The following is a 24,749-nucleotide window of genomic DNA, read 5'->3' as shown; positions in this document are numbered from 1 at the left end:
GATTTATCTATGGTTTTTAGGAAATTCTACTAAAATTGTATTTCCTTTCTTAATATCTTTCCAATGTTTTGTATCAAACTCTATTCCAACAACACCACAAGTAGCTACATGGGCAATAGGTTTATTTCCAAATTTATTAACAAAACTATTAATACCGTGATCGTGACTAAATACAATAGCACTGTTAAAGCTATCATCAAGAGCCTTTACAGTTTTTACCAAATACCCATCACTAAAGCTATACAGCTGGCGCTTTATTTTAAGGTTGGATAAAGGATATCCGAAGTTCTCACAAAAAATAACAGCCGTATGAAGTGCTCTGTTGGCACTACTAGAAAGAAATACATCGGGTCTTTGTATTTCTCCCGCTAGGTACTTAGATAAAAGATGGGCATCGTTAATACCACGTTCTTTTAATGGTCTGTCAATATCTTTAACGCTCTCATATTTCCAAGATGATTTCGCGTGACGAACGATATAAAGTGTTTTCATTTAATTATAAAATGCTATGTAAATATAAAACTAAGGAGCTAAACGTTCAAGTTTCCAAGAAAAATCTTTTTGTAAGGTGTATCTAATGCGATCGTGCATACGGTTAGGTCGTCCTTGCCAAAACTCGATAGAAACAGGTTTAACTAGAAAACCACCCCAATGTTTGGGTCTAGGTATGTCTTGATTTTCAAACTTTCTTTCAAAGGAAGCAAGATTGTTATCTAGCTCATTACGAGAAGTCACTACTTCACTTTGGTTAGAAGCCCAAGCTCCCAATTTACTTCCGTCTGGTCTCGATTCGAAATAACCATCAGATAAATTCTCAGCAAGTTTTTCAGCTTTCCCTTTAATAATAATTTGTTGCTCTAAACCAGACCAGAAAAATGACAAACACACATGATTGTTGTTTAAAATAGCCTTTCCTTTTTCTGAATTATAGTTGGTATAAAAAATAAAGCCTTCCCATGTATATTTCTTTAATAAAACAACTCTACTTTTTGGAAAACCATCTAATCCAATAGATGCAATTGTCATAGCATTTGCTTCATCTACCATTTCAGATTCATCTGCAGTAAAAAACCAATCCCTAAATAATTCAATAGGATTTTCAGGACAGTTATTTTCTAGTAACTCTCTTTTTTCGTAAGATTTTCTATAGTCACTTAAATCGTGTGCCATTCTTCTTAATTTATACTATGTAAAAGTACAACATTATCAAAAGTATTGTAGGTGTTGGGTATTAAAATTTAGCAAGATTTGAATAATTAAAAGCAAGAAAGGTAAAATGAAGATAGTTAAGTAGTTTTAGTTTTGATGCGTAAAACAATTCATCCGTAAAATTATACAGTTGAGTATTTCTTTTTGTGTTGAAGTTTAAAAAGAAAGCAGTTTTGTGGTGTCAAAAACAAACAGAATGAAACATTTATTACTTGCTATATGCTTTTTAACGCATACACTATTAATTGCACAAACAACTATTTCAGGAAAAGTAACCGATACTAAAGGTAATCCTATTGAAGGGGCAAATGTATATTTAGAGGGAACTTACGACGGAACTTCGTCTGACGAAAAAGGAAACTTTTCTTTTACAACTTCAGAAAAAGGACAACAAACATTAACAGTGTCTTTTATTTCTTTTGAAACGTATATGAAAACTGCTGAAGTATCAACATTTAAAAATTTAAAAATAATGCTTCGTGAAGATGTAAATACGTTGGATGCTGTAACTATAAATGCAGGAACTTTTGAAGCAGGAGATAATGCTAAAGTAACTGCGTTAAAACCTTTAGATGTGGTAACAACAGCGAGTGCTTTGGGAGATTTTATTGGAGCCTTGCAAACATTACCAGGAACCTCTTCGGTAAGTGAAGATGGGCGTTTATTTGTTCGCGGAGGGGAAGCGGATGAAACACAAATTTTTATTGATGGAATTCGAGTGTTTACACCATACAGTCCTTCGGCACGTAACATTCCTACTCGTGGTCGATTTTCTCCTTTTTTATTTAAAGGAATTACATTTTCTACAGGAGGTTATTCAGCAGAATACGGTCAAGCGCTATCGAGTGTTTTATTACTGAATACGAATGATGAAGCAATAAAAGAGAAGACAGACATCTCACTAATGACAGTTGGTTTAGGAGTAGGAAATACTCAGGTATTTGGAAAGAATTCACTAAGTGTGAACGCTTCGTATATCAATTTAGCACCTTATCAAAAATTATTTCCTGATAGAAATACTTGGAACAAACCTGTACAGTCGTTGAATGGAGAAGCTGTATACCGATTTAGATTTAAAAACGAGTCTTTGTTGAAGTTGTACGGAGCTTATAGTTATACTGATTTTGATATGATTCAAGATGATATTAATTATGAAGATGGATTTCGTTTTGGATTGAAAAATAGAAACTTGTACTTCAATGGTTCCTATAAACAACATCTAGCTAATAATTGGACAGTCTCAGGTGGGGTATCGTTTACTAATGATAATTCAAAGATGAATATATTGGATGATAAGGTTGTAGATAATGAAAACTCAGCTCATGTTAAAGCAACATTGAAAAAGAGGTTTTCAAACCGATTTAAACTGAATTTTGGTGCAGAATATTTTATAACCGATTTTTCTGAAGATTATAATAGTGAAACGAATGGAAGTGCTATATACGGATTTGACAATAATATCTTTGGAAGTTTTATTGAAGCAGACGTCTTTTTTAGTAAAAAGTTAGCAGCGAAAGTAGGAGTACGCATGGAAAACTCTGAACTGTTAGATGAGTTTACCATTTCACCAAGAGCTTCTATAGCTTATAAACCGGGAGAAAACGCACAGTTTTCATTAGCTTACGGACGCTTTTATCAAAATCCTAAAAATGAATACCTAAAATTCAACACGCAATTTAAAGCAGAAAACACTTCTCATTTTATAGCGAATTATCAGTATGTTAAAAACAAACAGATTTTAAGAATAGAAGGGTATTATAAAAAGTATCAAGATTTAGTAAAATATGATACTCACAGAGCGTTACCCTATTCAAATTACTCAAACTTAGGAGAAGGATATTCTAAAGGAATAGATGTTTTTTGGAGAGATAATAAAAATGTAAAAAATACAGATTATTGGGTGTCATATTCATTTTTAGATACTGAAAGAGATTATAAAAACTACCCAGTAAAAGCTACACCAAATTTTGCATCAACACACAATTTATCAGTCGTAGCAAAACATTGGATTGCAGATTGGAAAAGTCAAGTTGGGATGAGTTATAATTTTGCTTCAGGTAGAAGCTATACAAACCCTAACAAAGGTGGGTTTTTGAATCAGAAAACTAAAAATTATAATTCTGTAAGCTTAAATTGGGCATACTTAATTAGTCAGCAAAAAATCTTGTATTTCTCAGTAAACAATGTTTTAGGAACACAAAATGTTTTTGGATATAATTACAAGAATACCCCAAACTCAACAGGTACTTACAACCGACAAGCTATAATACCATCGGCTGATAGTTTCTTCTTTGTAGGGTTCTTTTGGACGATTAGTGATAATAAAAAGGACAATCAGTTAAATAACTTATAAGAGCTAACAACGGTTCAGTTATTAAAAATAACGATTCAGTATTCTTTTTTATATAATTAACGAAAATCAAAAGATATTTGAATAGTCAAGATAAAAATCAATATTTCTAAAATAAATACGAGACAGATGAAAAAAACAATTTTAACAATGATAATTTTATTTGGGGGCTTAACACCTATGGTAGCTCAAAATACACATACAGTTTCAATTGATTTTAAAGGAATAAAATCAGATAAAGGTGCATTATTTGTGGCGTTATATAATACTGAAAAAAGTTTTTTAAAAGAAGGGTATAAGGGAGAGGTTGTAAAGATAACTAATAAAAAGGCGAGGGTTGAGTTTCACGATATTCCAAAAGGCACATATGCGGTTTCTTGCTTTCACGATACAAATGATAATAAAAAAATAGATACAAATTTCATAGGAATACCAAAAGAGCCAATAGGAATTTCTAATGATGCAAAAGGATTTATGGGGCCTCCAAGATATAAAGACGCCAAATTCTTGGTAAATAAAGACATGTCATTAGTGATTAATATAAATTAACAAAAGAAGAATTAGTTATTTGATAGAGTATTTAATGAAGATATTCTACTTCCTGTAGAGTAATAAAAACAAAACAATAAAGATTAAAAACATGAAAAAAATAATAACATTAGTACTATTAGTATTTACAATAAGTATTTCAGCACAAACTCAATATGAAAAAGGAATGACAAAAGCTTTTGAGTTGTGGGGGGCAAATAAAACAACTGAAGCAGCTCAATTATTCGAACGTATTTCTAAAGCAGAAAAAAACAACTGGTTGCCGTCTTATTACGCAGGAATGATTCATATAATAGAAAGTTTTCAAATAAAAGAAGAAGCAACGTTAATAACTAAATTAAATAAGGCACAAGAGTTTTTAGATACCGCAAAATCTATTTCACCAGAAAATCCAGAAATATTAATTGCACAGGCATTATTACATGTTTCATATATGGCTTTTGATGGACAGAAATATGGAATGACCATGTCAATGAAAAATGCAGGGTTGTATGAAAAAGCACTAAAAATAGCACCTAACAATCCGAGAGTTATTTTAAGTAAAGCAGAGTCAGATATGGGAGCAGCACGTTTTTTTGGTCAATCTACAGAGCCTTTTTGTAATAATGTAAAAAGAGCTATTGAGTTAGGAAAAGAAGAAAAAATAAAAGAAAAATTTTATCCTAAATTTAATGCACAAAGAGCAGAACAGGTGTTGAAAAAGTGTATGAAGTCCTAATACTTTTGTACCAACTGAATTAATAAGTTAAAAGAATCTTCATCAGTTACCCATTTTTTATACTTTTTAAAAGGGAGTTGTTGAAGGTTTTTTGTTGGATATAATTGATGAAAAATAGCAAGGGCAGCTAAAAAGCTTCCAGTTGTTGAAGGATGAAAGTTATCTAGGCTATATAAAGACTCTTTGCTTTTATAAGTATTGTATTCTTTCCATAGATTACCCACAGGAAATAACAAAGCGCTATTTTGTTTGGCGGCAGATTTGTGATTTTCAATTACTTTATCAAAAGTATGGTAATATCTAACGGATGGCCATACCATAAAGTAGCCAAGTTTGGTGTTATATTGCTCACAAAGAGCTTTTATTATAGCCCCATCTTGTACTAACATTCTTTTTCCTTCTGCTTGTGAAGAAGGACCTTGTTGAATAATTAGATAATCGAATTGTTTTTTAGCTAGTAGTTTTTGAAGCTTTCCTTCGTTAATATGATCGATTATAGCGTAATTAGGATAACATAAGCTTTTGGTTTTAATAGTAACTCCTTGTTGTTTTCCAATATACTCCAACATTTTAGGCATGTTGTTCGTATAGGTTAAACTATTTCCAACAAATAATATTTGTTGTGCTTGAACTGAAAGTTGAAGAAAGAGAAGTAAGTAAAGTAGTTTTTTCAAAGAAGTTAGTATTATGTTTTACACCTCTAAATTTAACCTATTTTTCAATTCTATTCTACCAAAAGAGGTAATAATAATTTCTCTAGAGTTTGGTTTTTTACGTAACCAATCTTTTTTAATCATTGCTTCGAGAAGAGAAGCTCCTAATGCTCCTGCAATGTGATGTTTTCTTTCACTCCAATCTAAACATTGATGAGCAAAAGAACGTTTTTTCTGTTGGATAGTATTAATATTTACGCCAACTTCATTAAACCATTCTTCTCCATATTGAGTAACAATATAATTTTTATCAGAAATTGTAATGATTTTATGAGCAAGTAATGCTGTTGTTATTTTTACACCAAGGCTACCTGCTAAATGATCGTAGCAGGTTCGGGCATAGGTGAAATCATTCAGTTTAGGAGTCTTAATTTTTTTGTAATTATTATCTATGGAAATTAAACTAGCCATTGACTCTATAACTTGTGCAACTTCATCGTTAGCAAATTTAAAGTAGCGATGCCTTCCTTGTTTTTCAACGGACAAGATGTTTGCTGAAACCAATTTTTTTAAATGATTGCTTGCCGATTGTAGTGATATATTTGCACTTGTAGCTAATTCTGTAGCGGTATAGGCTCTACCATCCAGTAAATTCCATAAGATGATAGCGCGAGACTTATCTCCTAAAATAGCAGCAACTTTACTAAACTGATGTTCTAACTCTTCGATAGTTTTTTAGCTTTTATTATTGTTTAATCCCATATTTTAGGTCGTTTAAGACCAAGTGTTCTTAAATACCCTAATAGTTGACCAGTATGAACAGCTTCATGATACACCATTCTGTTTAAATAATCTCCTAATGTTTTACTTTGATTAACTTCTTTTCGTTCAATGCGTATATTCTCTAAATCAGCTTCATTAAGTGTTTTTATCATCTCTATAAAACTGTTATGATATTTTTCAGCAAAGCTAAGTTCATTTTTTAAATCTGAGTACGCTAAATTTTCCCAAGGAGATTTATAGTCACCTAAATTACCTCTGTTTTTAATAATTGTATGAAATAAATGTTCACCTTCTAGAGTGTGTCTTATCATTTCGATAATCGAAAAGGCTTCTGAATCAGGTTTCCAGTTTAAAAGTTCATTAGGAATCCCTTTCCACAGTTTTATGCTTCGTCTTCTTGTTTCTGAAAAGTTTAATAGTATATTTTCTATAGCGTTCATAGTTACCTTATTGTTGTTAGAGTGTAAAAGTACATGACGCTTTTATATTCTACTTCATTTTAAAATGAAGTATGGAATTTACGTTAATTAAAAAACAAATGCTTTTCTATAAACAGGCAAAGCTGTAAGAAAAGCATTTTGTTGAGTGTTTTACTTTTTGATAAAACGGTGTTTATTGCTGTACTATTTTACATCAATAACGAATTCCTCTCTAGGAATTCTAACTTTTTTCATTGGTTTAATCCAGTCCTTTTCATCGTCGGCATAACCAATGTACATCAATGATACACTTTTTAAGCCCATTTTATTTAATTCTAAAACTTCATCAACCACTTTATTGTCAAATCCTTCAGCAGGACAAGTGTCTACTTTTAACTCTGCAGCTTGTGCTAAAGCTAACCCTAGAGCGATATAAGTTTGTCTTGATGTGTGTGCAAAATTAACTTCGTCAGGAAGATCTAAATACACTTTTTTAAGCATGTCCGTATAGCTACTAAATCTACCTCTAGGTAACCCTCTTTCGTCTGTAGTATAGTCAAACACTTTGTCTATTCTTTCAGCCGTATAGTTGTCCCAAGCAGCAAAAACTAACACATGTGAACAATCTTTCATAGAATCTGGGTTTAAAGCTCCTTGTATTAGCTTTTCTTTAACTTCCTGATTTGATATTGAAATAACTCTAAATTGTTGTAACCCCGATGAGGTTGGTGCTAATCTAGCAGCTTCAATAATTTTTTCAATATTTTCTTCGCTTACTTTTTTGTTTGGATCAAAAGCTTTTACAGCATGTCGCCAGTTAAGATTTTCTATTAATGACATTATATTAATATTTAATTATTTGTTGTATTTAATTTTACTTCAATGTTTCCTCTTGTAGCATTTGAATAAGGACAAACTTGATGTGCTTTTTCAGTTAAGGTTTTTGCTTCTTCTAAAGAAACATCAGGGATATTTACATCTAATGTTACTGCAAGTCCAAAACCACCATTTTCTATCTGACCAATACTTACTGTTGCTTTGACAGTAGTTGTACCAGTATTAATTTTAGATTTTTTGATGACTAAGTTTAATGCACTATCAAAACAAGCTGAATATCCTGCTGCAAAAAGCATTTCAGGATTTGGATAATCGTCATTAGCTCCTCCCAGCGCTTTAGGATGTCTAACATCAAGTTCTAAAACTCCGTTTTCACTTTTTACATGTCCGTTTCTTCCACCAGTTGCTTTGGCGCTGATATTATAAATTGGTTTCATTATTTTTATTAATCTGATTTAAGATATGTTCTATTATATTTTTGAGCTCTGTTAATTTGTCAACAGAAATATTTAACGAAGTCATAATTTGACCAGGGACGCATTCTGCTTTTTCTTGGATATTCTTTCCTAGTTCTGTCAAATTAATTTTCACAACACGTTCGTCCGCTATCTCTCTTTTTCTCTCTACAAGTTTTTTCTGTTCTAACCTTTTAAGTAAAGGAGTAAGGGTACCACTGTCCAAATTAAGTTTATAACCTATTTCTGAGACACTTTGACCACCTTCTTCCCATAAAACTAACATTACTAAATATTGAGGATATGTTAAATCTAGCTTTTTTAGTATGGGGCGGTATAAACTAATTACTTCTTTCGCTAGCGTATAAACCGGAAAGCATACTTGATTGGTTAATTTTAATTGTTCTGACATAATTGACTTATAAATGACGATACAAATATATCTCACAATTAAATTGTGTACAATTTAATTATTGTAAAATTATGTGAAAATTATTTTAAGAATGTTAATTCGCTTGTTTTACTGAATGATTAACTGTTTAATGCAGTATTGAAATTTTGATATTCGTAGGTTATTGCTTGGGTGTAAAATTGTGTAGCTAATTTTTCATCTATAGGATTTTCTTTCTGATATTCAATTAAAAAGTTTCCGATAGCGTAAGCTCCACTAGGATCGTTGTTACCAGCAATCCAGGAAGCATAAAGATTTTTTGAAGAAGTAGGAGCAAGCTGTTCTGCTAACCAAGCCCATAAATATTCACAAGGTATCATTACTATAAGTGCATAAATGGGATCTTGATGAGAGGCTACCATAGACTCAAATTGAGAATATTGTTTACAAACTTCATTGGGTACAATTCCCGTAGCGTCTTTTATATGCCATGTTTTAGGAAATGTTTCATTGTATTTTTGATAGCTATCATATTTTTTGAATAAAAGTGCTTTAAGGGTAGCGTTTGAAGTCCTGTTCATGGCAGTTAAATAATCTTGCGCTCCGTTAAAACAATAATAAGCATCATTAATATTAAAACCTCCATAATTTACTGGACTTAGCGTTCCTGATTTTATCTCTTGAATAAATTGAGTGTTCAATGCTTTATTAGCAATGTCTTCACAAGTATTCCACATATTCCAAAACAACGAATCTGCTGGTGGGGGAGTGGTTGATAGTTTGTGCTCCGTTACAAATTTATGGTCCAGTTGGGTAGCTCTATTATTTCTCAATTCGTTTCAAATTTAAATCATGAAAATCAAAACTAAAATCAATATTAGGAGATATACCTTTCATTTTTATACCAATTGCCTTGCCTTCTTCATTTAAATTAAATGTAGCAAATGCATCGGCATTCATGTCTTTATATTCCCACTTAATAGCAAAGGTGGTTGCTTTGTAATAGAACATTTGTCCATTCAACTTAGGGGAACGTTTAGAAGTAAACCAAAGCTTTCCATTCTTTAACGATACTTCTACATCACCAAACCAATTGTCTTTATAAGTTCCTAGGTAGTTGTTTAAATTGATGTTTACGGATTTGTTTTGCTCAACTGTTTCCCAAACTTTGGTAGTTACTGAATCTGATTCTTGTCCAGTAGCTTTTGCTTGATCTGCTAATATTTTTACCCAATCTTTTACTTGAATTTTTAAGTACGAATCCAATATTGTTTCTGGAATAGAACTATAAGCTTTTCCGCCAGGTAAGGAGTTTGTTAAAACTACAATCCCTAAGTTAAGCTCAGGAACTAAAACCGTTTTTGATAGCATACCCGGTAAGCCACCTGTATGACTAATCACAATTTTTCCTTGTTTATCGGCAATAAACCAACCTAAACCGTAAGCGGAAAAATGTTGTTGAGTTCTAGGGTTGGGTTTTGTGGTAAATCTTAAGTTAGTATGAGGACTCCACATTTGTCTTTGCTGTTTCTCAGAAAATAATTGATTAGATAACTCTTTGCCATATTTTCCATTATTTAGTTGCATTAGCATCCATTTACTTAAATCGTGTACACTTGCATAAATACCACCAGCAGCTGCAACCAAATCATTATCGTAAGTAGCTAGTTGTTTAATTTTTTCTCCTTCAGAATCATGAGGCAATGCTAGGTTTGCATTTTTAGCTAATTTAGAACTTATAGGAGCAGAATTTTTCATTCCTAGCGGATTAAATATTCTTGACTGTACAAAATCTGCCCAAGGCATACCACTAACTCTAGCTACGACTTCTCCTGCTACGATGTACAAAAGATTGTCATAATCGTATTTGGTACGAAAAGCTGAAACTGGTTTTTGATATTGAAAACTACTCACTACATCTTTGATGGTGAAATTAGATCCATCAGGGAAAAACATTAAATCACCTGCCCCAAGTCCTAAACCGCTTCTATGGGTTAAAAGATCGAGAATGGTAAAATTAGCGGTTACATAATCGTTGTACATTTTAAACTCTGGAATGTAGGTAATAACTTTATCTTCCAATTTTAGTTTTCCTTCATCAACCAATATTGCTAGGGTAGCGGCAGTAAATGCTTTTGAATTTGAAGCAATGGCAAACAAGGTGTTTTCGTCTATCTTTTCTTTGTTTTTAATGGATTTAACTCCGTATCCTTTAGAGTGAATTACTTTTCCATCTTTTACCACAGCGACTGCAATTCCTACCGATGGGGTTGATGCTAAAGCGCGATTAACAAGAGCGTCAATTTCAGAGGAATTAATTTCTTGGGCAAATATTGAATTTAATGTAACAAATAATGTAAGTATTGTCAACTTGATAGTTTTCATATATTTCTTTATTATTAATCTATTTTTCATAGATTGATGTTATAAGTACTTTTAATCGAAATCATAATCTGCATCCCAACTTCCTCCAGAACCAAAGTTAAAATAATCATCTATTGAATCAAACATCTCTGATATATCAGAAAATAAGTCAGAAATAGATAAGTCAGAATCATATATAAAGTTGATTCCAAACCAATCGTCGTAATATTCATTATTATTTGAATATGCGGTAGAAGTTAATTTAAGTTTTTCTAAAAGTTCAAAGTTTAAGTTTTTGAGAAGGAAGATATTTCCTTGAAGAAATAGTATTAACTCAAGCGCTTTATTAGGTTCTTTATCAATTAAATCTCCTATGTTATCATCTACTTTGTTTAGGTATTCTGTAATATCAATTTTTAATTTATTTCCTTTTTGGTTAGTCCTAAACCAAGAAAAAGCACTTAAAATCAAATTATTTTTAAAAAGGTTATCAATTTTTAAATCATGAATAATCTCTTTTTTATACTTGTATTCGGGTGGTATTTCTTTAAATATAACTCTTAAGTATGACCTCAGTTGAAAATAGCTATCCTCATCAATTCTCTCTGTAAAATACTTTTCGAAATTGTTTGGATTATATGTCGAGTAGTTTTTTCCAGTTTCAACTACTGTGTATTTTCTTAAATACGGATCTCTCGGGTGAGATTTCTTTAGCATTTTTTTTATTACCAGCACTTGCTTTAGAAGTAAATCAAACAATGTTAGTTTTAAGAGTTCAATTAACTCAGTTTTAGGTTCTAAAATTAATTTAGTTCCAGCTGGTTTTAGTTCTGATAACAAATGTATACTTGATTCCTTGAATTTCGAATCAGAATTAAACTTTATTATTTTGTGAGAATTTTTCAAAATGTTTGTTTACGGTCTCGGCTATGAGTAGTCGCGTGGTTTAGTACCTCACTTTGCAAGTACGCACCAAACTGAAAATCCGTGAGGTTTGCAGAATAAACAGAAAACAAGCAATTACTTATAGGCCTTGTTATAGGTAGTTATTATTTACTTCTCTTTTTTTTAGTTTCAATCATATAAATATTATCATTATTCTTAATAACGAAATCAACATGTTTCATCTTCTCAAGTGAACTAGAAAGTTTCTTATACTGGGTAGAGTAATTTTCTGTAAAGTTTTTAAGAGAATTTTCAATTTGAATTGACATATTTTTGAGTTGACTGAAATCGGGTAACTGAATGGAGTTTTTATTTTCTTCTTTTAACCTTTCAATTTCAGACTCCATTTCGTTAACTTTTATTTGAAGTTCATTTTTCTCTTCAAGAATCTTATTATTTAAGGATTCTAGTCCTTCTTTAGTACTCTTATAGTGAGCCATTATTTTTTCAGAAGTTAATTCTTTGAGAGTTTCGTTTTTTTCTTTTAAGACTTTAACCTGTTCTTGTATAGACTCAATCTGCGCTTTTTTTACCTCTCTATATTCTGAACTCCATTTAAGTTTAGCAATCCAAGCTAAAATTGATGCAACTATGCTTAGTCCAGTAATTGTTAAATACACTATTTCCATATTTTTTATTAGGATTGGTTTAATTACCTATAATTAGATTATATGAAGAATAAAATTACCATTATATTCCTTTTATGGTAGAATAAGTGGAAGTTTTAGCAATTTTATTCTCTTCTCATTTTTTGCGAACTAAATATACTAAAAAACCCCAAGTGATTAGCTTGGGATTCTGTGGCATCAATATGTATCTATTTCTGTAGTAATTTTTTGGGAATGATTTATTCTTTTATAATTTTATAGGTAAGCGTTTTTTTCTTGGTTTTTACATCAACAAAATACATTCCTTTAGGGGCTAATTTTAAATTAATGTTCACATTGTTTTGTGTAGCAGTTTGCTGTAAAATTGTTTGCCCTAAAAAGTTTCGTACTGTATAGGTAAAAGGAGCACAGTCTTCACACTTGATATTCACTATTCCTTTTGTTGGGTTTGGATATACGCTAAAGGTATCTTCGGTTTGTGTAGTGTTATTGGTTGTTTCAAACATTCTAGCTGCACTATTTGCTGATAGATTGATTACCGCACTAACTCCTTTATGGTCAGAAGGCCAAGGCAATTGGTCTGCTTCAAACGTGTCGTTTTGGGTATTAGCAGTACTCGATACATTGTTAACATACGAAGCTTTTGGACCTACAAGAGCAGCACTCGTAGCAGAAAGGGTAGTACCTCGGTAAAAAATATAGTCAATACGATCTCTTTCGTCAGCTTCTGGTGTCCAGCTAGTGCTTCCAACCCCTGTAGCAACAGAAGGCCATGTGATACCAGGATTGGCAACTTCATCAGGATATACTTCTCTAAAAGCATCTACAAAACCATTATTTTCTAAAGTTTTGGTCGTGTGCCAAGGGAATACTACTCCGTGGTGGTCAAACATATTGGCTTGTCTTGAGGTCCAGTCTAAGTGCGAAGGTTCGTTAAAATCCCCCACTAAAATTACTGGACGAGTTTCATTTTTTATATGATTGATAAACGCAGCAATTTGCTCATCTCTTCGTGAACCTAAGTTTTGTTCTGAAATGATAGCAGGATCGGTAACTGGTTGCGGATCTTGGTTTGTAGCTCCTATTTTACTCCATCCAGTGTAAGGAGAAGAACCACCACAGTTGTATCCTCTTGGAAGATAGGTAGCATAGTAAGTATAATCTAAGTGTGCCGTTGCTACCACTACACTTTGCCCGTTAACATCTACCTCAAAAACCGAAATCGCACCTAGGTTGGTACCCGATGAGGTGATAGGGTATTTACTAATGATAGAAACATCGCCATAAGCATAACCTCTGTTATAATTTAAGCCAATAGCAGCAAGGTTGTTTACAATTTTAGTAGTCCAATCACCCGTATAGTTTCTTACTTCGCTAAAACAGACAATATCAGGATTTACTTCAGCAATAACATCTCTAATATAGGTCATTCCGTTTGGTACTGAAGTTCCTTCTTGCCAAATATTAAATTGCAATACTTTAAGGCTATTGGTGTTACGAACAGTAACATAGCCTGTTTTAGTAGTGGTATTACTGCCCGTAGTATTGCTAGCGGTTAAGGTTACATTGTAAGTTCCTTCGGTAGTATAGGTTACTACTGGATTTTGAGCGGTACTGGTAGCAGGTGTTCCTCCTTCAAATGTCCAATTCCAAGAAGTAGGATTGTTGGTAGAACTATCTGTAAAAGAAATTTGTTGTCCTGCGATAATAGAAGAGGTGTTTGATGTAAAGTTAGTTACTGGAGCTCCTACTTGAATTAAAGTTCCTCCGATATTGATTTCAGCAGCTGAGGTATAATTTCCGTTGTTGATATCAGAAGTGGCTACTAAGCGTACGTATTGCCCTTGCTTTTTAGGGAAACTAACAGTTTTTTCTGTTTGATTGGAAGCAAAAGTTCCGGTGGCTACCGCAGCCCCCCAATTAGAAGGAGTATCACTTACATAAATTTGATAATCGGCTATGGTACCGTTAGTTCCTGTTTGGCGAGGTAAGTATTTTAGCTCGCAAACATCATAAATACCGTTTAAGTTAATCTGAATTTCATGTGGGTGCGTTGGTTGATTAGCGCTCCATTCGGTATGCCAAATAGTTGATGAGTCACCATCAAAAGCATTAGTAGCTACTCCGTTTTCACCTGATGTTTCTTGGCTGTCTGCATATTGTAAAGTCCATCCAGATTGTGAAATAGGAGAGCAGGTTGGAGTTTCTGTACCCACCGTAAAACTTGAAGAAGCTAGCACGGTATAACCGTCATTCTGAAAAAAATATACTTTATAAGTTCCAGTATTTGGTAAACCAGAAGAAAAGGTAACACTACCATTTTTAAGTTTTTTGGTAGCACTTTGTTTTCCATTTACATATAACCAATCAATAGAGCTTACAAGCCCAGGTGTATCTCCTTGATTGTAGATGCCAATCCAATCTTTTGAATTTCCTGGACCGTTAGAAAAATTGACAGTGATAGCTTCGTTAGGAACATAAGTGGTTTTTGAAGGGTTTACACTTTGTGCGTGTAATTTGATAATGCTTCCTATTAATAAGAAGCAAGCAAAAAAAATAGTTTTTCTCATGGGGGTTAAATTAGTTTGATGTTGTATAAATTCTTGTTGAATCTAGACTACAGAAATAGTTAATTGATTAGTTGCCAAATTTATAAGTTAGTATTTTTTATAAGTGAAGAGAGCGTAAATAGTCTGTTAAGTCATTGTTATTTTTGTAGTTGTAAATAACAATTCTTAGTATGTTTACTTAAAATAGTAGAGAAAAACTAGGGGTGTTATTTGTTTTTATTTCTAAGCTCAATTTCCATTGCTCTTTTATAGAAATCAGCAAATTCTTTTTCGTTATACTTAACTCTCATAGCAGCCAATACATCAGGTAACCCTAAACTAAACCAATCCCAAAGCATGGTGTCAAAATTGTATTTATACATTTGTTTACCTACTTCGTCTCTTATTTTTGTTATCTCAGAGTTAGAAATACCGTGTTTGTTTAGTAATTGGGTTGTTTTAATATTTTCTTCTGAAGTGTTTTCTGTGTCAAGGTATGGCTCTAATAACCAGTTCCAGTTTTTGGTTTCTCTAAAAGTAGCTATGTTGTTTTTTTCTGTAAACTCTTTAAGTAACTCGGCATGTTCTCGAGAGATAAATATAACTTCATTACCCATTTTAATTAATGGGGGATAAGATTGATGGCAAATAGCAATTATTTTACTAGCTTTAATTGTTTTATTAGGGAATACAGCTGATGGTTTAAAAGGGTATTCTGAAATTTCAATCTCAGTTTCTAGAATTTTAGCTTTTCCAATGCCACAAATCATATCATCTATTTTATAATTCGTAGCCCCAAAAAAGGTTCCTTTTTTACTAAATATTTTCTTTAAAAACTTCAGCATTTTTGATTGGTTGAGCTTTACTCATTTAAGTCATTTACTAACTTTCTAGAAATAACTGTGTCGTAAATTATTTTTAGCTTGGTTATTTTGTTTTCATAATCAAGTTCAATAATATCAACAACATCAAACTCTACTTTTTCATTGTTTTTTAAAGTCCATTTATAGGTGAAGTAAAGAGCTAAATTGTTAGAATCATTTTGTTCAAAAATCCCTTTTAGGAAAAGTTCAGAATTAGAAGTGTCATTATTTAATTCACGATAAAATTGGTCAGCTTTTTTAATTCCATAGATAGGAGACTCAACAATTCCGTTATTGCTAAACAGATTAATAACTTTTTCTATATTTCCATTTTCTAGGTGTTCTAGGTATTTTTTAGCTATTTCACTTTTATTCATTAGTTCTAGGTTTATTTAAGGTTACATACACAGTCATTCTAAAGGTAAGGTTTTAATTTTCGCTCAAAAAATAGTTGAATGTTAGTTTTTAGTATTAATGAATTAATATTCTTTTTAGAGTTTATATATGCAAAATACATTTATAAATTTAATTCAAGTATTTCTCCAGGTAATCCGTCAAAATCTTTAAACTCTTTTGAGTAGAATCCATTATTTGTTAAAACTTTTCTTGAGGGAATATTTTTAGGGTCTATTATTGCAAAAATTCTTTTTAAAGAGTTTTGTTTTTTACCTATTTCAATTAACCTTCTTCCAACAGTACTAGCAATTCCTTTTCCCCAGTGTTCAGGCAAAAGCATATATCCTAGTTCAGCTTCAGTAGTGTTAACCTCTGTTATTTTTAGTTTAGCTAATCCTAAAAACTCATTTGTATTTTCATCAATAATTTTGAAGTTACCGAAACTTGATGTAAGCCTGTTGTTTTTTATTAATTTTTCAAAGTCTTTTTTAGCTTCCTCTAATTCAATAGCTCTTTCGGTAATCATTTCCATGACTTTTTCATTATTTACGAGTTTGAAATAATCGGTAAAGTCAGATTCTGTAAATTTTGTTAGTATTATTTTCATGCAATATTTTTATGAGTTGTTTTCAGAATAGTAGCAATTTGATTAAAAATTTAAAAAAATCTAATTATCGCAATTTTGTATATCTGATCAGTAAACAGGGTTAGCCAGTATAATTACGAATATAAAAACAAATGCTACGAAAACAAACTACTTTTTATAGGCTATTACCTACCGTATACATTTGATATTTGTAATTAATAATAAAACATCATATCAAATAAAAATGGAAGAACAAGTTGCTATTTTAAAAAATGAGGATTATTCTTTTAGAGAACTTAACGGAGGTATTGCAATTTTAGATTATACAGGAAAGTCTACTGATATTGTGATCCCCGATAATATTAACGATAAACCTGTAAAATATATACTAAGGGAAGCTTTTGATAACAAAGGGCTCAAAGCGGTGGTTTTACCAAAGTTTCTAGAGTATATAGATGAAGATGCTTTTTATGAAAATGAAATTAAAGAGCTGGTAATTCCTTCAAAAGTTACAGAAATTAGAGGAGGAGCTTTTGGGAGAAATAAGATTGAAAAACTAGTTATTGAAGCACCAGTTACAACGATTCATATGTTTTGTTTTGTGGGTAATGCGCTTAGGGGTATAGATTTACCAGAGTCAGTAACTACATTATATAACGATTGTTTTGCGGAGAATGATTTTGAAGAACTTACAATTCCAGAGCATATAACAACTCTAGGGAGCGATTCCTTTAAGGATAGCAAGAAGTTAAGAAAAGTAATTTTGCCTCAAAAATTAGAAGGTAGTATTACTGGAGCTTTTAGAGGATCAGATATTGATAATATTGATTTTGTGTTGTACTAGTTAGTATTAATTAGGGTTAACAAAAAACAGTCATTTTATCAAGTTAAGATGACTGTTTTATATTTAGTTGAATACTAAGCTTAGTTGTATTTAAAACAAGAATAGTTTTAAAAAGAAAATAGCGAACCGAAGTTCGCTGATAAATTTAATTACATTGTTTTGGGAACACACCTACAGTTTTCATCAAATTCATGATGATCATCACAAGGGTGAGGTAGGAAACGACATTCAGTTGTTCCTCCGTTAATAGATTGTTGTTCTTGTTTATTTAAAACAGAACCTAAGTTTGAAATGTTCTTTAACATAATTTTTAATTTAAAATTTTATCAAAACTAGGTATAAATAAAAATGAAAGAATCTTTAAAACCGTAATAAAAGTAAGGCAATTCCTTACTTAACTAAATTTAACAATTAGTTATTGTTGAAAAGAACTTACTATGTTTTTATGAATAATAGTTATATAATAAAAAAGTCCTCGGTGGGCGAGGACTAATAATATTAATTAACGCAATCATCAAGGGGAGCACTAGCTATATGTGTACAACCTCCACTCCAATTTAAGCAATATCCTGAAGGACAAGATGTTTCCCCTTTACCATTAATAGATTGTTGTTCGTTTTTGTTTAAAACAGAACCTAAGTTTGAAATGTTCTTTAACATAATTTTGAGTTTTAAAATTTACTAAACTTAGTAATAAAATAAAATGGAGAAACAAAATAAACCGTAATAAAAGTAAGGCAATTCCTTACTTAACTAAATTTAACAAATAACTATTCTTAAAGAAGTATAGAGATGATTGAAACAAAACAGGAAAAGTTATCTCTATAATTATAGTTGTAGCCAGTATTTATTTTGTCAATATCCAGTTTATTAGGTCTTTTTTGTCTACAATAGCCCAACTGTGAGGGTGTCGTTCACCATTTGCTCTATACCCTTTGTTGGTGGTTGGTATATACTCAACATTATTAAAATCTTTAGCTTTTAAACTCTCATATAGTTTTTTGATATAGAAAGCATTCATTTGGTCATAATCAGCCATTCTATTCTTTTTCCACCATAGAGTATCAGGTTCTGTATAAAGTCTAATCTTAGTGTTTTTTAGTTTCTCTATGTTAGAAATATTGTCTGTACTAGAGGTAAATACAGCTTTTTCCTCGTATTTTTTAATACTGTCTTTAGGGTTGCCAAAGTTATTACCTAATGTTTCTAATAGCCAAGTACTTTCTAAAATTGAAGGCTCTGAAAAATTTCGTTCTATATTTTTTTCTGAAGATTTATACAAAGCAACCAAGTCTATAGGAGAATCCACAATAAATACTCCTTTTGGGTCGATATAAAATTGTTTCATACCAACAATATAATTACTTATTAAAAGACTTATAACTCCACCACTTGAAAAACCTCCAATAAAAATATTATCAGTTGGCAATTGGTTTTCTGTAATTATATTCTGTAAACTTTTGGCGAGTTGTTGTTTTTCGTTTTCTTCAAGCCATAATTTCTGATTAAGATTAGAAAGTATAACTGCAATATTATTTTTTCTAGCGATATCAAGGATTTTAAACTCTCTTTTAATGTCTTTAGCAACTTCTGGGTAACCTCCAAACAGAATTAAAACCGCTTTAATTTCTTTTGTTGGCTTATAAAGTTTGTAATCTTCTTTTATAAGTTCAGTAAACTCAGACTTTTCAGGAGTTACTTGTTGTTTTTCTTGTTTACTCTGCCTACAGGAAACAAATACAGTAAAAGCTAGAATTAAAATTATTGTAAGTTTTTTCATTTGTTAAATTGTGTAGAGCGGTTTAGATAAACTGTGTTTTAATGTAGTTTAGGTTTTGTTAGCTACTTTTTTTGTGTTTTACAATCCAAATATCTGAGGCGGTTGAATACTAATTTTTGGCAGTGCATCATGCATCACTCCTCCAACAGAATTATCCACTTTATACTTTCGTCCGGTCGGATCGATTCCAACATTTAGAATTATAATTTCCAGATAAATTTCATCCTTTTTATATCTCTCAATCCAATTCGTTTTAAATTCTTTTTCAATTGCTCTTGAGATCTCTTCATCTTGTAATTGAATATTAGCTCTACGATTTATAGTTGCTTGTTCTGATTTTCTTATCTCAATCGTTATGTCAGAATAAATTCCATCTTCTCCTTCTCCGAGAAAGAATTTGTTGGATGACATTGTGGAGTTGTTTTTCATTGAATTATAGCCATTGTTAGCGTTAGTTTTTCTTCTTTTCGATAATAGAGTACTTGAAAGCTGATTTTGTTCCTGATTCAGATAATTCGTAGCTTTCAGTAATCCTTTTTTTCCAATTTATATTATTAGGTTCGTATGTATATTTGTTTTCTAAAAAAGGTATATACTTTTTTGTTATAAAAGTTGAATCTAACCACTTTTCTTTGATTAATAAATCATCTTTGTATTCATAGATTCTCTTAATTCCTCCCGATAACTCTTTTTCAATAAGCTTTTGTTTATCGTTGTAATTAAAGCTTAGGTGAGATGATTTAAAAGTCCCATCGTTTTTATAAAAATCATAAAATGCTTCATTTAACATTTTACCGTATTTGTTTATTGAAATCTGTTTCTTAAGTCCCAATTTAAAATTATAAGTGTTAATCTTGTGTTTAGGTATGTAGCGTTCATTATTCTTTTGATTATTAGTTATTTGAATTTTAGGCTTAAAAGGTTTTACAATAATGATACGATTATTAATTAGTTCGTAGCTTTGAAGCTCTAATAAATTACTATTGTTGTCAAAAATATAATCAAGTCTTTTTTGTTCTTTAAAAATACTTTTAATTGTCATTTCTGTAGCTTCGCCATTTTTGTCAGAAACACCTTTAAATACTCTAGTATGATAATTATGATTTGAATCGCAGTATACTTTTACTTCAGAGTAGACATTAAATTTTGTAGAAAATCTATTAAGTCTATTGTTAAATAAATTAGTTGGAGATTCACTTTTTTTTACAATGTTTCCATTATCATCTTTTACAGCTCTAAATGTAGTTAATGAATTATCAGATTTGATATTAAAAATATCTTTATCATTATCGAAATATCGTAGAATATCTTCTGTGTTTTTCTTACTAAAAGAAAAAAATAAATATGTAAGAAAAAAAAATATTATAGTTGATTTTTTTATCATTCTTTTTTTTATTTAATGCTAACGTTCTTGTATAATATTAGTTACGTGGTTAAGAAGTAGGCGAGTATGAGTAATCATTTATAGCCATTGTTAGAAAAAGTATTTTATTCCTCCGATTATTCCAATAATTATAATTAATTGAATTATGAATAATATTAAAACGGTTATTGATATTAGAATTGCTTCAATTCTATCGTTATTATTTTTAAATATTCTATAAACTAACCATAGAATGACTAGATAAACTACTGGATCTAAAATTAATGGAAATCTGAAAATTAAGTAGCTTAAAATTCCTATTAAAGTAGCTTGTCCAATTATAAATGAACTTATAGCTAGATGTTCTATTAAATTATATTTTCTAAAAAATAGTTTTAATGATATTCCTAGTGGAATTATGCACAATACCCAAAAATACTTCAAGTAAGTTCTAATGAAAAGTCCAACGTAATTACCTGTCTCTTTAAGTTTAGATTTTGTAATACTATTTTCTTCGACTAATTCTTTTGGTACCTTAAAAAAGGTTATTACAATTATATATATGGTAATAGCAAGAATTAGAAACGAAATAGGGTTAAGAATCCCTTTTCTTTTTCCTAAAACATAGTCAATTGTAATTTTTCTTGGATGTAGCAATAGTGCTTTTATATTAAATAAAAGGCCTTTATCCATATTTGTAATAGATGAAAATGAATCTTCAACTATTGAACTTAAAGTTATTTTTTTAGTTCCATTTTTTTCACCACAATTTGGACAATATTTTTCATTGTGTTCAAAATTACAGGAAATGCAATTCATTTAATTCTTTAATTAAGTGTTCTGATTTTATTTTTTCCAACGGTCTTGTATATGAAAAGTAGCGAATTTTATGCACTAAATTTTCGATTTATAACTGACCTTTAATTTATTCATTCAATTTTTATTATTCATTTTTTTATAGCCTATACTTTCTATTCTTAATATATTTAATTAAACTGTAGATTAAGAATGTTATAATAAAATAAAAAGCAAATTTAAGAACGATTAGAGCGTACATACCTCTATATTTTCCATTATAATATTCTTTAGGTGCGTCTTTTAAAAAATAATATCCTGTTAATTTACTTTTATATAAAGGTTGATATTTGAGGTTAAAGTCGATATATTCTTTAAAACCAACTGATAATTTTAAATTAGAACCATCACTTAATAATGTACCTTCAATATCAAATCTAATTCCTTCACTTGTATTTTCATTTCTATCCCACGTTTCTTTTATTAAAAGATAGTCTATATCCATATATTTTCCTTTATTATTTAAGCTTTTAATATTCTCAAACTCTTTGAAATAACGGTTGTTAACTAAATCAAGAATTGTGAGCCCAATTGAGCCAATACATAGAAAAATAAATATAAAAAAGAGAATTCCTTTTATTTCGTTAAACATTGTTTTTTTATGAATTAAAGTATGATAGAGGTTTGTTTTATTAGGAGATTTAATTTAATTAAGCTGATTTTTGAAAATTGTAGCTGAAGGTTTCATATTAACTATAAGTAATAGGAGTAAATCTAATACTTTTTGACATTAGTAGTTTCAGGTTAACTCAGATACAGTCAAAACTGCCGTAGTTGCAGTTATACATTGTCGTAAAACGTTTTTATTTCGATTTACATTGTTCAATAAAATAATTTCCAAACTCAGTAATATGAAAATCATCAGAGTTCGTATAATTCGCAGATAAATCTAAATTTAAGTCAACTGTTGGATTATCTTCATCGTCATCATCAAAGTCAGCAGAAGTTGAGCCATCATCTATATCTATTTGTGGTTCTTCATATCGTAAAAGTCCAAGTGATTCTAAGTTGTCAATATAAATTTTAGTGAATTTTTCATCCAATTTAAATCCATCTTTTACAGACTCGAAGGAAATAATTATGTCATCAATACTTATATCTTCTAGAGTGTATTTTTTGTATTTGTTATCTAATAATCTTGCTAATTTTAATTGTCTCTGAACATCCAAATCTTCATAAATAAAATCAAATATTTTTGCTTCTAAAGAAGATAACGATGAAAGAGTATTTATCAATCTTGGTTCTAAACCATTTTCTGGTGTGGTTGAAATGTTTGCAATCAAACTTGCCCATTTATCTTGTAAAAATTCATCATCTTCAACAGATGACTTTTCTACTAATGGTACTAATGTTTTAAGGTTTAATTCTCGTGGTTCAAGTCCATTTTTATCAAGTAACTCTCTTGTTTTATTGAAAATTCTGACTTGATTTTTCAATCTTCTAAATTTAACATTATCGGCAAATAATTCGCCAAATTCAGTAATTGAAGGTCCTAACAATTTGGACATAAACTTTTCAATTTTATTCAGTATTTGCTTGGTTAAATTAAGGCTTTCAATAACTTCTTTCATTCAACGTTATGTTTGTCTTAAATGTTTTACAACTTATTTATCCTCATAATAAAATTACCAATACACATCTTGCAAAGTAAAATAAGTGGAAGATATAGCAATTTTATTAACACTCTCAAATATAAAAAAAGTAAGATAAAAAAGTGTAACTTTTTTATCGGGTCGCCACCCCAAGCCTAATCGGGTCGCCACCCCAAGCCTAATCGGGTCGCCACCCCAAGCCTAATCGGGTCGCCACCCCAAGCCTAATCGGGTCGCCACCCCAAGCCTAATCGGGTCACCACCCCAAGCCTAATCGGGTCGCCACCCCAAGCCTAATCGGGTCGCCACCCCAAGCCTAATCGGGTCGCCACCCCAAGCCTAATCGGGTCGCCACCCCAAGCCTAATCGGGTCGCCACCCCAAGCCTAATCGGGTCGCCACCCCAAGCCTAATCGGGTCGCCACCCCAAGCCTAATCGGGTCGCCACTCCTTGCCTAAGGGGAGTGACACTCCCTCGGTAAGGGGAACGATGCTCTCCGCCTAAGGGGAGTGTCATTCACTGCCTAAGGGGAGTAACTTCAAACAAGCAAAAAGGTAAAATATTCGTATTGTGTAGAAAAATGTTTGTTAGGTGCCGTGGTGTATAAAGAAGTCTTTTTAAAAAACAAATACACCCCAAAGAGGAGTGTATTTAAGTGTAAAGTTTTATAAACAGTTAACTTAACAGCTTACAAAAGCACAGGTGTTCTTGTTTGTTTCAATTTGTACCGTTGGGTGCTGTATGTTAAAACCTTGCATAAGTTTAACAATGTCGTTCATAACCTCTTGTTTTGCTGTTGCAGAGTTGTTGTTTATAACAGCATGTAGTGAACCTACATTATAGCTACCATCAAGTGTCCAAACATGTATATCGTGTACATTGCTAACCCCTTTAAGGTTTTGCAATTCGCTTTTAAGTTGCGCAATGTTTACGTTTTCTGGCACCGATTGTAACAGTACTTTTAAGGTGTTAAGTAGGTTTTTAGCAGCGTTGTATCCAATAAATAAAGCAATACCAATAGCTAAAACACCATCTATCCAATTCCAACCTGTGAAGTAAATAATTACCGAACCAATTAAAACCGCAGCCCAACCCAATACATCTTCTAATAAATGTAGCATGATTGATTCACTGTTGTGGTTGTGTCCATGACTATGCCCGTGATGGTGGAGATGCCCGTGTCCGCTATTTTTAATTCTAAGAAAAGCGGCACCATTTACAGCGAGTCCTAAAATAGCTAACCATAACATACCCAAACTATGTACTTCTTTTGGGTTTACAAACGAGTTATAAGCAGCCACAATCATTCCAATAGATCCAGACAACAAAAAAGTGGATAGTATTAATGCAGACAAGAGTGAAAAGCGTTTGTATCCGTACGAAAATGTTGCGGTACGTTTTTTACCTGATATTTTCTCCATAAGTATTGCTAGTCCTATAGCTCCAGCATCCATAAAATCATGAAAAGCATCGGCAATAATAGCGGTGGAGTTGGTAAAAATTCCACCAATTAACTCAACTATTGAAAAGAAGAGGTTGAGCCAAAAGGCAAAAGACAATCCGTTTTTATCAGAATGATTGTGTGCTGCATGGTCATGCTCATGACCATTACAGCTGCTGTGTTCTTTAGAGTGCGCCAT

29 protein-coding genes and 1 pseudogene are annotated in these 24,749 nt (G+C 31.4%); 4 read left to right on the top strand and 26 right to left on the bottom strand.

Annotated elements, in window-relative coordinates; genetic code table 11:
* Positions 1–3: 3 nt before the first annotated feature.
* Together ACTPNM_RS13380 and pdxH are read right to left on the bottom strand one after the other, a co-directional pair.
* A complete protein-coding gene (locus ACTPNM_RS13380) occupies positions 4–492 on the bottom strand; it encodes a SixA phosphatase family protein (RefSeq protein WP_274640295.1) in 489 nt (162 codons plus the stop codon).
* A 30-nt stretch (positions 493–522) separates the two neighbouring features.
* Positions 523–1,170 carry a pyridoxamine 5'-phosphate oxidase gene (gene pdxH, locus ACTPNM_RS13375; protein WP_440122314.1) on the bottom strand — a complete coding sequence of 216 codons (648 nt, stop codon included), beginning with the start codon at positions 1,168–1,170 and terminating at the stop codon, positions 523–525.
* A gap of 235 nt (positions 1,171–1,405) precedes the next feature.
* Between pdxH and ACTPNM_RS13370 the strand changes: the two genes are divergently transcribed.
* From ACTPNM_RS13370 to ACTPNM_RS13360, 3 genes are all read left to right on the top strand, one after another.
* Entirely contained in the window at positions 1,406–3,562 is a 2,157-nt protein-coding gene (locus ACTPNM_RS13370) for a TonB-dependent receptor (RefSeq protein WP_440122313.1), read from the top strand.
* 126 nt (positions 3,563–3,688) lie between these two features.
* Complete coding sequence (locus tag ACTPNM_RS13365; RefSeq protein WP_440122311.1) at positions 3,689–4,108, top strand: DUF2141 domain-containing protein; 420 nt, start codon at positions 3,689–3,691, stop codon at positions 4,106–4,108.
* Between the two features lie 91 nt (positions 4,109–4,199).
* Positions 4,200–4,826, top strand: coding sequence for a tetratricopeptide repeat protein (locus ACTPNM_RS13360; protein WP_440122310.1), 627 nt, complete (start codon positions 4,200–4,202; stop codon positions 4,824–4,826).
* Here ACTPNM_RS13360 and ACTPNM_RS13355 read toward each other — a convergent pair.
* From ACTPNM_RS13355 to ACTPNM_RS13285, 15 genes and pseudogenes are all read right to left on the bottom strand, one after another.
* A complete protein-coding gene (locus ACTPNM_RS13355) occupies positions 4,823–5,500 on the bottom strand; it encodes an SGNH/GDSL hydrolase family protein (RefSeq protein ID WP_440122309.1) in 678 nt (225 codons plus the stop codon). The two genes, ACTPNM_RS13360 and ACTPNM_RS13355, sit on opposite strands and share 4 nt — an antisense overlap.
* A gap of 18 nt (positions 5,501–5,518) precedes the next feature.
* Positions 5,519–6,025 carry a transcriptional regulator gene (locus ACTPNM_RS13350; RefSeq protein ID WP_440122308.1) on the bottom strand — a complete coding sequence of 169 codons (507 nt, stop codon included), beginning with the start codon at positions 6,023–6,025 and terminating at the stop codon, positions 5,519–5,521.
* Between the two features lie 3 nt (positions 6,026–6,028).
* Positions 6,029–6,169, bottom strand: a pseudogene (locus tag ACTPNM_RS13345) (winged helix-turn-helix domain-containing protein); the annotation flags it as partial.
* 62 nt (positions 6,170–6,231) lie between these two features.
* Positions 6,232–6,702, bottom strand: a complete 471-nt coding sequence (locus tag ACTPNM_RS13340; protein ID WP_440122307.1) for a DinB family protein — start codon at positions 6,700–6,702, stop codon at positions 6,232–6,234.
* Positions 6,703–6,885: 183 nt separating this feature from the next.
* Positions 6,886–7,521 carry a nitroreductase family protein gene (locus ACTPNM_RS13335; RefSeq protein WP_440122306.1) on the bottom strand — a complete coding sequence of 212 codons (636 nt, stop codon included), beginning with the start codon at positions 7,519–7,521 and terminating at the stop codon, positions 6,886–6,888.
* A gap of 11 nt (positions 7,522–7,532) precedes the next feature.
* The gene (locus tag ACTPNM_RS13330; RefSeq protein WP_440122304.1) at positions 7,533–7,955 is read right to left on the bottom strand and encodes an organic hydroperoxide resistance protein; all 423 of its coding nucleotides are present in this window, start codon (positions 7,953–7,955) and stop codon (positions 7,533–7,535) included.
* Positions 7,939–8,385 (bottom strand): MarR family winged helix-turn-helix transcriptional regulator, encoded by a 447-nt coding sequence (locus ACTPNM_RS13325; RefSeq protein WP_440122303.1) that lies wholly within the window; start codon positions 8,383–8,385, stop codon positions 7,939–7,941. Before ACTPNM_RS13325 ends, ACTPNM_RS13330 begins: the two co-directional genes overlap by 17 nt.
* 119 nt (positions 8,386–8,504) lie before the next feature.
* Positions 8,505–9,197, bottom strand: coding sequence for a hypothetical protein (locus ACTPNM_RS13320; RefSeq protein WP_440122302.1), 693 nt, complete (start codon positions 9,195–9,197; stop codon positions 8,505–8,507).
* A complete protein-coding gene (locus ACTPNM_RS13315; protein WP_440122301.1) occupies positions 9,187–10,749 on the bottom strand; it encodes a serine hydrolase in 1,563 nt (520 codons plus the stop codon). Before ACTPNM_RS13315 ends, ACTPNM_RS13320 begins: the two co-directional genes overlap by 11 nt.
* A 51-nt stretch (positions 10,750–10,800) precedes the next feature.
* Positions 10,801–11,445 carry a hypothetical protein gene (locus ACTPNM_RS13310; RefSeq protein ID WP_440122300.1) on the bottom strand — a complete coding sequence of 215 codons (645 nt, stop codon included), beginning with the start codon at positions 11,443–11,445 and terminating at the stop codon, positions 10,801–10,803.
* Between the two features lie 332 nt (positions 11,446–11,777).
* Positions 11,778–12,302 (bottom strand): hypothetical protein, encoded by a 525-nt coding sequence (locus ACTPNM_RS13305; RefSeq protein ID WP_440122298.1) that lies wholly within the window; start codon positions 12,300–12,302, stop codon positions 11,778–11,780.
* A 218-nt stretch (positions 12,303–12,520) separates the two neighbouring features.
* Entirely contained in the window at positions 12,521–14,851 is a 2,331-nt protein-coding gene (locus ACTPNM_RS13300) for an endonuclease/exonuclease/phosphatase family protein (RefSeq protein ID WP_440122297.1), read from the bottom strand.
* 206 nt (positions 14,852–15,057) lie between these two features.
* Positions 15,058–15,675 (bottom strand): DUF7079 family protein, encoded by a 618-nt coding sequence (locus tag ACTPNM_RS13295; RefSeq protein ID WP_440122296.1) that lies wholly within the window; start codon positions 15,673–15,675, stop codon positions 15,058–15,060.
* Between the two features lie 17 nt (positions 15,676–15,692).
* Positions 15,693–16,070 carry a nuclear transport factor 2 family protein gene (locus ACTPNM_RS13290; RefSeq protein WP_440122295.1) on the bottom strand — a complete coding sequence of 126 codons (378 nt, stop codon included), beginning with the start codon at positions 16,068–16,070 and terminating at the stop codon, positions 15,693–15,695.
* Between the two features lie 140 nt (positions 16,071–16,210).
* Positions 16,211–16,696 (bottom strand): GNAT family N-acetyltransferase, encoded by a 486-nt coding sequence (locus tag ACTPNM_RS13285; protein WP_274640280.1) that lies wholly within the window; start codon positions 16,694–16,696, stop codon positions 16,211–16,213.
* Positions 16,697–16,919: 223 nt separating this feature from the next.
* Here ACTPNM_RS13285 and ACTPNM_RS13280 point away from each other — a divergent pair, with 223 nt between their 5' ends.
* Complete coding sequence (locus tag ACTPNM_RS13280; protein ID WP_440122293.1) at positions 16,920–17,519, top strand: leucine-rich repeat domain-containing protein; 600 nt, start codon at positions 16,920–16,922, stop codon at positions 17,517–17,519.
* A gap of 149 nt (positions 17,520–17,668) precedes the next feature.
* Here ACTPNM_RS13280 and ACTPNM_RS13275 read toward each other — a convergent pair whose 3' ends face one another.
* From ACTPNM_RS13275 to ACTPNM_RS13235, 9 genes are all read right to left on the bottom strand, one after another.
* Positions 17,669–17,824, bottom strand: coding sequence for a hypothetical protein (locus ACTPNM_RS13275; protein WP_274640278.1), 156 nt, complete (start codon positions 17,822–17,824; stop codon positions 17,669–17,671).
* 193 nt (positions 17,825–18,017) lie between these two features.
* Positions 18,018–18,179: a hypothetical protein gene (locus ACTPNM_RS13270; RefSeq protein WP_440122291.1), complete on the bottom strand. Its 162-nt coding sequence runs from the start codon at positions 18,177–18,179 to the stop codon at positions 18,018–18,020.
* A gap of 187 nt (positions 18,180–18,366) precedes the next feature.
* Complete coding sequence (locus tag ACTPNM_RS13265) at positions 18,367–19,299, bottom strand: hypothetical protein (RefSeq protein WP_440122290.1); 933 nt, start codon at positions 19,297–19,299, stop codon at positions 18,367–18,369.
* Positions 19,300–19,377: 78 nt separating this feature from the next.
* Positions 19,378–19,710, bottom strand: a complete 333-nt coding sequence (locus ACTPNM_RS13260; RefSeq protein ID WP_440122289.1) for a hypothetical protein — start codon at positions 19,708–19,710, stop codon at positions 19,378–19,380.
* Positions 19,711–19,750: 40 nt separating this feature from the next.
* Complete coding sequence (locus tag ACTPNM_RS13255; RefSeq protein ID WP_440122288.1) at positions 19,751–20,683, bottom strand: hypothetical protein; 933 nt, start codon at positions 20,681–20,683, stop codon at positions 19,751–19,753.
* A 90-nt stretch (positions 20,684–20,773) separates the two neighbouring features.
* Positions 20,774–21,481 (bottom strand): DUF3667 domain-containing protein, encoded by a 708-nt coding sequence (locus tag ACTPNM_RS13250; RefSeq protein ID WP_121148434.1) that lies wholly within the window; start codon positions 21,479–21,481, stop codon positions 20,774–20,776.
* Positions 21,482–21,617: 136 nt separating this feature from the next.
* Positions 21,618–22,109 (bottom strand): hypothetical protein, encoded by a 492-nt coding sequence (locus tag ACTPNM_RS13245; RefSeq protein ID WP_440122286.1) that lies wholly within the window; start codon positions 22,107–22,109, stop codon positions 21,618–21,620.
* A 211-nt stretch (positions 22,110–22,320) separates the two neighbouring features.
* Positions 22,321–23,025: an Abi-alpha family protein gene (locus ACTPNM_RS13240; RefSeq protein ID WP_440122284.1), complete on the bottom strand. Its 705-nt coding sequence runs from the start codon at positions 23,023–23,025 to the stop codon at positions 22,321–22,323.
* Positions 23,026–23,789: 764 nt separating this feature from the next.
* Positions 23,790–24,749, bottom strand: coding sequence for a cation diffusion facilitator family transporter (locus ACTPNM_RS13235; RefSeq protein ID WP_440122283.1), 960 nt, complete (start codon positions 24,747–24,749; stop codon positions 23,790–23,792).

The organism is Tenacibaculum sp. Ill (assembly GCF_051938915.1).
GTDB classification, from domain to species: Bacteria; Bacteroidota; Bacteroidia; order Flavobacteriales; family Flavobacteriaceae; genus Polaribacter; species Polaribacter larymnensis.
This window is presented reverse-complemented; position numbering and strand designations above follow the sequence as displayed.

Bases quoted from the DNA above. Each gene is read 5' to 3' on its own strand.
- ACTPNM_RS13315 (WP_440122301.1), bottom strand. From the start codon at position 10,749: ATGAAAACTATCAAGTTGACAATACTTACATTATTTGTTACATTAAAT.
- ACTPNM_RS13245 (WP_440122286.1), bottom strand. From the start codon at position 22,109: ATGTTTAACGAAATAAAAGGAATTCTCTTTTTTATATTTATTTTTCTA.
- ACTPNM_RS13360 (WP_440122310.1), top strand. From the start codon at position 4,200: ATGAAAAAAATAATAACATTAGTACTATTAGTATTTACAATAAGTATT.
- ACTPNM_RS13305 (WP_440122298.1), bottom strand. From the start codon at position 12,302: ATGGAAATAGTGTATTTAACAATTACTGGACTAAGCATAGTTGCATCA.
- ACTPNM_RS13265 (WP_440122290.1), bottom strand. From the start codon at position 19,299: ATGAAAAAACTTACAATAATTTTAATTCTAGCTTTTACTGTATTTGTT.
- ACTPNM_RS13310 (WP_440122300.1), bottom strand. From the start codon at position 11,445: ATGCTAAAGAAATCTCACCCGAGAGATCCGTATTTAAGAAAATACACA.
- ACTPNM_RS13285 (WP_274640280.1), bottom strand. From the start codon at position 16,696: ATGAAAATAATACTAACAAAATTTACAGAATCTGACTTTACCGATTAT.
- ACTPNM_RS13380 (WP_274640295.1), bottom strand. From the start codon at position 492: ATGAAAACACTTTATATCGTTCGTCACGCGAAATCATCTTGGAAATAT.
- ACTPNM_RS13325 (WP_440122303.1), bottom strand. From the start codon at position 8,385: ATGTCAGAACAATTAAAATTAACCAATCAAGTATGCTTTCCGGTTTAT.
- pdxH (WP_440122314.1), bottom strand. From the start codon at position 1,170: ATGGCACACGATTTAAGTGACTATAGAAAATCTTACGAAAAAAGAGAG.
- ACTPNM_RS13275 (WP_274640278.1), bottom strand. From the start codon at position 17,824: ATGTTAAAGAACATTTCAAACTTAGGTTCTGTTTTAAATAAACAAGAA.
- ACTPNM_RS13235 (WP_440122283.1), bottom strand. From the start codon at position 24,749: ATGGCGCACTCTAAAGAACACAGCAGCTGTAATGGTCATGAGCATGAC.
- ACTPNM_RS13255 (WP_440122288.1), bottom strand. From the start codon at position 20,683: ATGATAAAAAAATCAACTATAATATTTTTTTTTCTTACATATTTATTT.
- ACTPNM_RS13290 (WP_440122295.1), bottom strand. From the start codon at position 16,070: ATGAATAAAAGTGAAATAGCTAAAAAATACCTAGAACACCTAGAAAAT.
- ACTPNM_RS13295 (WP_440122296.1), bottom strand. From the start codon at position 15,675: ATGCTGAAGTTTTTAAAGAAAATATTTAGTAAAAAAGGAACCTTTTTT.
- ACTPNM_RS13250 (WP_121148434.1), bottom strand. From the start codon at position 21,481: ATGAATTGCATTTCCTGTAATTTTGAACACAATGAAAAATATTGTCCA.
- ACTPNM_RS13300 (WP_440122297.1), bottom strand. From the start codon at position 14,851: ATGAGAAAAACTATTTTTTTTGCTTGCTTCTTATTAATAGGAAGCATT.
- ACTPNM_RS13240 (WP_440122284.1), bottom strand. From the start codon at position 23,025: ATGTCCAAATTGTTAGGACCTTCAATTACTGAATTTGGCGAATTATTT.
- ACTPNM_RS13260 (WP_440122289.1), bottom strand. From the start codon at position 19,710: ATGTCATCCAACAAATTCTTTCTCGGAGAAGGAGAAGATGGAATTTAT.
- ACTPNM_RS13340 (WP_440122307.1), bottom strand. From the start codon at position 6,702: ATGAACGCTATAGAAAATATACTATTAAACTTTTCAGAAACAAGAAGA.
- ACTPNM_RS13335 (WP_440122306.1), bottom strand. From the start codon at position 7,521: ATGTCATTAATAGAAAATCTTAACTGGCGACATGCTGTAAAAGCTTTT.
- ACTPNM_RS13270 (WP_440122291.1), bottom strand. From the start codon at position 18,179: ATGTTAAAGAACATTTCAAACTTAGGTTCTGTTTTAAACAAAAACGAA.
- ACTPNM_RS13330 (WP_440122304.1), bottom strand. From the start codon at position 7,955: ATGAAACCAATTTATAATATCAGCGCCAAAGCAACTGGTGGAAGAAAC.
- ACTPNM_RS13370 (WP_440122313.1), top strand. From the start codon at position 1,406: ATGAAACATTTATTACTTGCTATATGCTTTTTAACGCATACACTATTA.
- ACTPNM_RS13280 (WP_440122293.1), top strand. From the start codon at position 16,920: ATGGAAGAACAAGTTGCTATTTTAAAAAATGAGGATTATTCTTTTAGA.
- ACTPNM_RS13365 (WP_440122311.1), top strand. From the start codon at position 3,689: ATGAAAAAAACAATTTTAACAATGATAATTTTATTTGGGGGCTTAACA.